The organism is Catellatospora bangladeshensis (assembly GCF_016862575.1).
GTDB lineage: Bacteria > Actinomycetota > Actinomycetes > Mycobacteriales > Micromonosporaceae > Catellatospora > Catellatospora bangladeshensis.
Window position 1 is genome coordinate 154966 of sequence record NZ_BONF01000031.1, and the last position, 7239, is coordinate 162204.

At 61.6% G+C, this 7239-nt stretch carries 8 protein-coding genes; 2 read left to right on the forward strand and 6 right to left on the reverse strand.

What is annotated here, in order from left to right; genetic code table 11:
* The first annotated feature begins 6 nt into the window (after window positions 1–6).
* On the forward strand, window positions 7–1350 hold the full coding sequence (locus Cba03nite_RS25900) for an AlbA family DNA-binding domain-containing protein (protein WP_203751219.1): 1344 nt from the start codon (window positions 7–9) through the stop codon (window positions 1348–1350).
* Here Cba03nite_RS25900 and Cba03nite_RS25905 read toward each other — a convergent pair.
* Entirely contained in the window at window positions 1347–2057 is a 711-nt protein-coding gene (locus Cba03nite_RS25905; RefSeq protein WP_203751220.1) for a hypothetical protein, read from the reverse strand. The two genes, Cba03nite_RS25900 and Cba03nite_RS25905, sit on opposite strands and share 4 nt — an antisense overlap.
* Window positions 2058–2188: 131 nt before the next feature.
* Here Cba03nite_RS25905 and Cba03nite_RS25910 point away from each other — a divergent pair, with 131 nt between their 5' ends.
* On the forward strand, window positions 2189–3313 hold the full coding sequence (locus tag Cba03nite_RS25910) for a pentapeptide repeat-containing protein (RefSeq protein WP_203751221.1): 1125 nt from the start codon (window positions 2189–2191) through the stop codon (window positions 3311–3313).
* Between the two features lie 158 nt (window positions 3314–3471).
* Here Cba03nite_RS25910 and Cba03nite_RS25915 read toward each other — a convergent pair whose 3' ends face one another.
* From Cba03nite_RS25915 to Cba03nite_RS25935, 5 genes are all read right to left on the reverse strand, one after another.
* On the reverse strand, window positions 3472–3705 hold the full coding sequence (locus tag Cba03nite_RS25915; protein WP_203751222.1) for a hypothetical protein: 234 nt from the start codon (window positions 3703–3705) through the stop codon (window positions 3472–3474).
* A 606-nt stretch (window positions 3706–4311) separates the two neighbouring features.
* On the reverse strand, window positions 4312–5151 hold the full coding sequence (locus Cba03nite_RS25920) for a hypothetical protein (protein WP_203751224.1): 840 nt from the start codon (window positions 5149–5151) through the stop codon (window positions 4312–4314).
* A 214-nt stretch (window positions 5152–5365) separates the two neighbouring features.
* Window positions 5366–5827, reverse strand: a complete 462-nt coding sequence (locus tag Cba03nite_RS25925; RefSeq protein WP_203751226.1) for a hypothetical protein — start codon at window positions 5825–5827, stop codon at window positions 5366–5368.
* 93 nt (window positions 5828–5920) lie between these two features.
* Window positions 5921–6598 carry an AAA family ATPase gene (locus Cba03nite_RS25930; protein ID WP_203751228.1) on the reverse strand — a complete coding sequence of 226 codons (678 nt, stop codon included), beginning with the start codon at window positions 6596–6598 and terminating at the stop codon, window positions 5921–5923.
* Between the two features lie 291 nt (window positions 6599–6889).
* Window positions 6890–7239, reverse strand: a 350-nt coding sequence (locus Cba03nite_RS25935; protein WP_203751231.1) for a hypothetical protein, incomplete at its 5' end; no start/stop codon positions are given.

Genomic DNA, 7239 nt, shown 5'->3' on the forward strand with positions numbered 1-7239 from the left:
GCGTTCGTGAGTATCAGTCGCACTGGCGTGATCAAGGCGCTGCAATCCGGCAAGGCGAAAGACCTTCTTGGGCAGGCTGAGAATCCCTGGCTGGACTTCAAGGCCACACCCTACCCGGCTAACGATAAGGGAAAGTTCGACATCTCTAAGGATGTCGCCGCGTTCGCAAACGCACAGGGCGGGATGATCGTGTGCGGAATCAAGACGAAACGTGATGACAACGAGGCAAGGGATATCGCGGACAGCCTTCATCCTTTCCCGCAAGCCAACGTCAAGATCGAATCGTACAAAGATGTCTTGAACGACTACCTGTGGCCGCGGGTCGCCGTTGAGTACCACTGGTTCCCCGATCCCGACAGCGAGGAGTCGGGGCATTACCTAGTGATCGAGGTGGAACCAGTACCAGAGCGGGACCGCTACGTGATCGTTCGCCGGTCCCTCAACGACAAGGGCCAGCTCGCGGATGGCTTCGTGATCCCCGAGCGCCGGGGTGATGGGTCTGTTTCGGTGCTCCCGGATGCGGCCTACCGGTTGATCAATGAAGGCTACCGCCGGGTGCACGGGGCAGAGAGGTACTTCACCGAAGCCGAGTTGGCCGGGATACGTTTCGAGGCCATCGGGCGGCCTGAACTGGCTGCGGACCCTTTTACGAGGGAACTGGCCACCGAAGGCATCGACCACATGGAGCAGCGGCAGGAGTGGCAGAACACCCCGGTGCTGTACTGGCAGAGTCTGCCGGCCGGGCGGGTCGATCTGCTCAGTGGCATGTTCGGGTCGGCGAACCTCGAAGGGAAACTGCGTGACCAGGATGTTCTTCGCTTTAACGGGTTCAACTTCGCGGATCGGCTCGGACAGCTGACGGCGTACGCCGGGGGACTTTACCTGGATAAGACACGCTGCGCGCTGTGGATCCGTCCAGACGGCTCCGTGACCGCAGGCGCGGTAGCGACGCCGGAACTGCTTTGCTGGGCGATGGAGCAGCGAGGGACACCGAACCGCATCAACTCGTTGGTTCTTACCGAGATGACCTTGGAGTATTTCCGAATCGCCGATGATCTAGTGGCCCCACTGAACAAAGGATCGTTTGAACATAGGATCCTTGCCCGCCGTTTCGGGGGAGATCAACCGCGTCTGCTCGGGGCAGGTGCGGAGTTCAACCTATTTATTTCACGCGGTCGCCCGGCCAGCACGGATGAGCCGTGGGATAAGTCTTGGTCTGCTGACGGCGACCCAGAGCGTGACGCATATGAAGCTCTGAGGCTGATCTATGGGCTGTTCGGCCTGGACGTCAGCACCAACAATGAGGTTGAGGACCGGCGTGTTCCGATGAAGGCATTCCGTAGGAGTTAGTGGACATCTGTTTGCCTGCTCGTGGTCACCTTCGGTGTCGGACGGACAAGCCGACTCAGTAGGTGAGAAATGAGGATCTCGGAAATTGAAGGCCCACGAGGCTTTTTCCGGGGCTCACCGGTTCCTCGGCGACGCCAAATCACGTTCGCGTGATCAGCAAACTCGATCTCCACGTCTACTAGCTGGATCAACGGCGCAAATCCGATCCATTTGAACTCGGGATTTACTCGAACATTCAGCTCAAAAGTTGGAAAACCGCTAGGTGTCGCCATGATCTCATCGCCGGGCTGAAGGAGTTTATAGAACATCCACTCATAAGTTTTCTCACCCTGGCCTATCGGCTTGAAGATGGCGCGTGCCCACAGGATCGGGTCCAGGCTGCGGTTGGTGATCGTGCACCGCACGGCGTCGATCACGCTCGTCCCATCTGGGCGATGGCTGACGTGGATCTCTGCCACACCGAAGATGGATCGGGCCTGCCTGATCTCGGCTTCGTACTTGTCTTCGCGGCGATGTCGAATCCCCTGGGCGATCAGCCACAACGTGCCGATGGCGGCGAAGGCCGCGAAGATCGCGCCGCCGAGCGTTGACCAAGCTTCGAGCTTGTCCGTCCAACTGGGGTCACCCTCTTCGGCGACAGCCTGGACTAGATGCCGAACAGTCACCAGGCGCTGGCCGGAGTGAGGCAACATAGTGGGGGCGTGCACGGTCAGCCAGCGTAGGGGAGTTCGGCAAGCTATCGCTATCGCCCATCGTGGAGGGGGCATCGCTCCTTCCGGTCGGATATTCGCGACGGTCATGCGGTGCGCCTGTTGCGGGCGGGCTGTGCAATGGACGGATGCCTAAGTTCACGGCCCAGTGGCGACGGATCGTCAAAGCGGGTCCGAAGCCACCTGTCCGCCAGGCGCAGAGCGTGAAGAACCCCGATCGATTGCAGAAGGTTGTGGCGTACGCGGCCATCGGCCTGGCCGTCGCTACGGCGCTGCCGGCACTGGCGTCGGGGTACCAGACCTGGGTTACCAACCAGGCGACAAAGGAACAGTTAAAGATCCTCCAGGATCAGCAGCTCTTGGCCGAACGCGGACTTGTCACGGGTAGGTTCACCGCAGCTACCGAACAGCTTGCGAGTAATCGGCCTGCGGAGCGTATCGGAGGCATTTATGCCCTCCGTGAGATAGCACGCGACGATGATGGCTATCGCAGCCCGATCATCAAGCTCCTCTCCGCTTATGTCAGGGACACGTCCGTTCGGGAGCGCTCTAGTGACCCGAAGGCTGTAGCAGGGGCCGATCTCCAAGCGGCGTTCAGTGTCCTGGCGGTTCTGCGTGGCAAGCCCTATGACCCGATCGTCGATCTAACTGGGTCATACCTGCCGGGTTTGTCGCTCAACGCACGGATTCAGATGTCAACTAACGACCTCGCCGCGAATCTGCTCCTGAGGGAACGGCCACCCCTGGCCAACATCAAGGACATGGTTCTCGTCGGTGCGGACCTTCGTGGGGCTGCGATCTTCGATACGTTCATGAAGTCCGCGATTTTCGCCAGGGCCGACCTTACGAACTCCCGGATCGGAAACGTTGATGGCACGGACGCATCATTCAACGACGCAGTGATGCCGGGTTCGATCATCTTGAAGGCTGACCTGCCTGGGGCGAACCTGGAAGGCGCTGTTCTAGATGGGGCTGTCATCGGGTTCAGTTCGATGATCGAGGCGAAGTTCGGCACTGCTTCGCTCGAAGGTGCAGTGCTCTACGAAGTGGATCTTCGAGGCGCGGACCTTGCCTTCACAGAACTGAAGCGGGCGACCTTGCGTCATGTGCGCTGGAACCAGACCACTCGATGGCCCGCCGACATGATCAAGCTCGTCATGGCGAACTCTAGGTCACAACCTGACGGGGATTTTCTCCTTTGGCCGGTGGATATTGATACCGGCGATCCGCAGCTCCCGCTGCCCACTCACTGAGCCGCCGTACATCATAAGTGTCATTATGTTGTGTCAGTTCGCACGGGCGTTCTAGAAGGCAGCACCCCCGTCGCCCGAGAGTTCGAGACGAGGGGGTGCTGCGTTAGGCGCGACCGGCATGTTCGGATGGAGGACCTTGATCCAGACCACTGAGTCGGTTATGGGCCGGTCCGGCTGAACAGGTCCCCGAACGCGAACAAGATCGTCGAGATGCATCCACCGCTGGCGGTGATCACGATCGCCAGAGCCTTGACGAGCGGTGCCCACTCCTGCGGCTTGCCGGGCAAGAACAGTGGGCTGTCGTTGCTGGCGGGCGTGTTCGTGTTTTCCGAGGTCACGCCCGGTTCGTGGATAGCTGGATTCGGCGGGCTGGGCTGCCCAGGTAGGCTCACGTAAAGGCTCCTTTACGTCGGCTGGCTGGCCGGTTGATGGGGCTTGACGATCGGCACCCGTTGGCGCGGGTGCCGATCACTCTTTGTGCGCCGAAGCGCAGGCATCGAGTGACCTTGCTGCCGATCATCAAGTGGTGGTGTTCGCCGGAACGTTCTAGCCCCTTCTGCTGACTTGATCGCAGGTTACAAGTCATACGTCGGGTCTCGGTACCGGTGTCCGCCTCAGATCGTAGTGGAACGGCGTCAATGATCCGCTGGGACGGTTTCGCCGCCAACGTCCGTATTACACCGCGAAAGTGAGATGTGAATCTTATTCAACGGACGTTAGTGGATCGGGCGTTACATGCCATTTGAGGTGATTGCAGCATTTGGGCAGCACAATAATTCGAACAGTCATTCGATAAGAGGAAACTTCGCGCGAAGATGTCGTGAAGCACGCCCACGAACTGCCGTGGATGCGGCTCGCAGGGGGAGTGGACGGGTTCCAGGACTTCAATCCGAGAGCCCTACCCGACGACTCCGTCACGGCGGCCCGCTGATCGGGCCGTTCGCGCTTGATGAAGTAAGCCTATGGGCGCGCGGCACCCATAGGCTTAACGAGCCACCTCAGCCGACGCGGCGCACGATCATGTAGTCCAGGTCCACGCTCGATCCCAGACCGGCTGATCCAGGCGACATCGAGAACAGGGCATTGATCCTGATCCGCACACTGGCCGCATTCGCGGGTGCCTGGACGGCCAGGGCGTCGGCTGTCTTCATCCGCAGGAACGCGGGGGCGATCACCTGTGAGATGAACGGGGCGGTGATCACGTTGGTTTCGCTGAGCAGTGCGCCGCCCGTGTCCAGCCACTGGACATAGAACTCGATCTTGGCGCTCGCATTGTTGGCGATGATCCCACCTGCGATCCAGCAGGCGAACGTCCACGCCTCACCTTCCGCGGTCGGCGTGGAGCTGCTGAACACGTCCGAGATCGAGACGCCCGACGAGCCGTTGTTCGTGTAGAGCAGGCTGCCGACGTAGCTGCCGCTGATCGCCTCCTGATACGCCGAGCCGGTCAGCGAAGTCGTCACCTTCGTGAACGTGATCGGACCAGTAGCCGCCGACACGGGGACGATGGACCAGCCGGACGGGGTACTGCCGGCAGTGCCTTCCTCGAAGGTCGGATTCGGCAGTGCCGAGTTGATCGGGCCGGACATCGTGCCCAGCACGAACCACTGAGAGTCCTGGCGTTGGACCACCACCCGGTCACCCAGGACAGGCTGATACAGCGGGAACAGGTACGACGCCCGGACCAGTGCGGGTGAACCGCTGATCCGGACCGTGATGTCGTCAGCCTCCACGATGTTGGCCACCGTGCCGACCCGCATCACCATCGACGATTCGGGGACGCTCTGGACGGCCATCGGCAGGTCTAGGCCCAGGTCATCCGCAGTCGGGTAAGTCATCACCACTCCGAAGGTTGTGAGGAGCGCCAGTAGGGCGCAGGTAAAGAGTTTTCGGGAAGTTTTGGCTGGTGAGGGTAGGGAAGCCACCTTCCCGATCTCAGGCCAAAATTTCGGACAAAAAAGGAAAGACATCGAGAGATATCTATCTAATTCGGATCTGTCTGCGTGCCGCTGAGATGGTCCGTCGAATGGGTCTCATCGAGCAGTTTGTATTTCACCTGCATCTGCGGCACAGCCCGTAAGTCACGGTGATGGTGGGCATCGACACGGTGAACTGCACTTCCGGCAGGTCCAGCATCTGGCCGGGGATCATCGCGGCCTGCGGATACAGGGGCCTGCTGTACTTCCCGCAGCCGTCACAGCGGAAGTCCTGATCAGTGCCCTTGATCCTGGCCAGGACCGTACGCACGCACGCGGCGCAGCGGATCAGTCCGGGCGCGTACGGCATCCAGGTAGCAGGTGCCGGGTGCGCCCACGACAGATCTCGGCACAGCGTCGTCCGGCCCTCCATCAGGCGCAGCGCCAGCGATTCGACCAGCGGTAGAGCCTTAGTCGGAAGCGGGCCGGTCGTGGTGCGGGCATTCACCGCGTCGGCCACGGCCAGCAGTGCCGCGACCGTGTTTCGGTTGGCCGCGTCCACCTGGTCCAGCAGGGCGGTACGGGCAGTGTCGGACATCCTGGTTTCCTTAGTTGATGTAGTCATCGTCTGGATCTCCCCGGTGTTCTTTGGGTGGGCCAGGGGCAGCGTGGCCACCCCTGGCCGTGCGGACTACTTGGCGGGCGTCAGGATCTGCGAGGTGATCGACAGGCCGCGGGCGTCCTTGCCGATGGCGACATCGGTCATCTTGAAGCGGAACGGGGCAGCGCCGATCCGGTCCATGGGGCGCATCGACACCACATCCCCGCTGGTGGACATGGCCAGTTCGGGACCGGTGAAGTCGCGCAGGCCATCAGCGGCCAGCAGGACCGTTGCGCCCGTGGTCTGGGCCAGCGCGTCCAGGCCGTTCAGGGTCTTGGCCATCGGGTCGGACTTGTTCACGCCGTTGCGCTTGTCCCACTCCCACTCCCAGGCCCACATCGGGCCGTCCAGGATGATCAGGTCCAGTTCCAGCTTCCGGCACGACTGGACGAACATGTCCCAGTAGGGCGACTCGACCTTCACGTACTGCGCGGAGATCAGCAGGTCGTCGATCGCACCGACGCCGTAGTGCTGCTTCCACGCCCGCAGGCGCTGCTGAATCGTTCCCAGCTCTACGCCAGTCACGTGCAGCACTCGGCAGCCGTCCACCGGCTGGCCGTGCCAGTTGCGGCCAGATGCGACATGGCAGGCCACGTCCAGGGTCAGCAGGGACTTGGCTTCGCCGATCGGTCCGGACATCCAGGTGAGCCCTTCCGGGCGCAGCACGTCCTGAATCAGCCAGGTGTCGGTGAGGGGGGTCGTGGTCATTTTCGTTCTCCAGATCTCTAGTGGTGATCTTGTAATGCCGGCCGGACCGTTGGTCCTGGGTGGTCCTGGCGCTGAAAAGTGGTCCTGATCTTGAAGTGGTCCGGGTGCCTGTTCTCCGTGATGGGCTAGGACCACTGGTCCGGATGAATCCGCAGGTCAGGCCCTAGTGGTCCTGGTCCTGAAGTGGTCCTGAGTGGTCCTGTAGGACCACCCCAAGTGGTCCGGTCCTCTCCTCCCCCCTTTAGGGGGAGGACCAGGACCATGGGGCGTCCTGGCGACCCAGGCGAGCACCTAGTCATGTTTGGCTTCTTCAAGGGCGCGCCATTGCGCAAGGGCGCTCACAGCGCGATCCGAACCCCAACCCAAACGCTTCTGAACGTCCCGCTTCGAGGTGGGCGGCGGGTTCAGCGCGTACAGCTCTGCGATGTCGGCATCGCGCGCACCATCCGAACCGCTGCTGATCTTCGGCTTGGTGACGTGCCACGTGATCGACCCGTCCAGTTCGGCAGTCATCACGAACCGGCCCGCAGGCTGGCTCTTGCCGCTGACTGGCGAGTGCGCTCGAACACCGCCCGGACGGTCTTTCTCGATCGTCATGTTCGCCGCACCACCACGTCCCGGCGCGAACTGTTCGGCCACCG

Excerpts from the sequence above, each read along its gene's own strand:
- Cba03nite_RS25930 (WP_203751228.1), bottom strand. The coding sequence starts at position 6,598 with ATGACCACGACCCCCCTCACCGACACCTGGCTGATTCAGGACGTGCTG.
- Cba03nite_RS25910 (WP_203751221.1), top strand. The coding sequence starts at position 2,189 with ATGCCTAAGTTCACGGCCCAGTGGCGACGGATCGTCAAAGCGGGTCCG.
- Cba03nite_RS25920 (WP_203751224.1), bottom strand. The coding sequence starts at position 5,151 with ATGACTTACCCGACTGCGGATGACCTGGGCCTAGACCTGCCGATGGCC.
- Cba03nite_RS25925 (WP_203751226.1), bottom strand. The coding sequence starts at position 5,827 with ATGTCCGACACTGCCCGTACCGCCCTGCTGGACCAGGTGGACGCGGCC.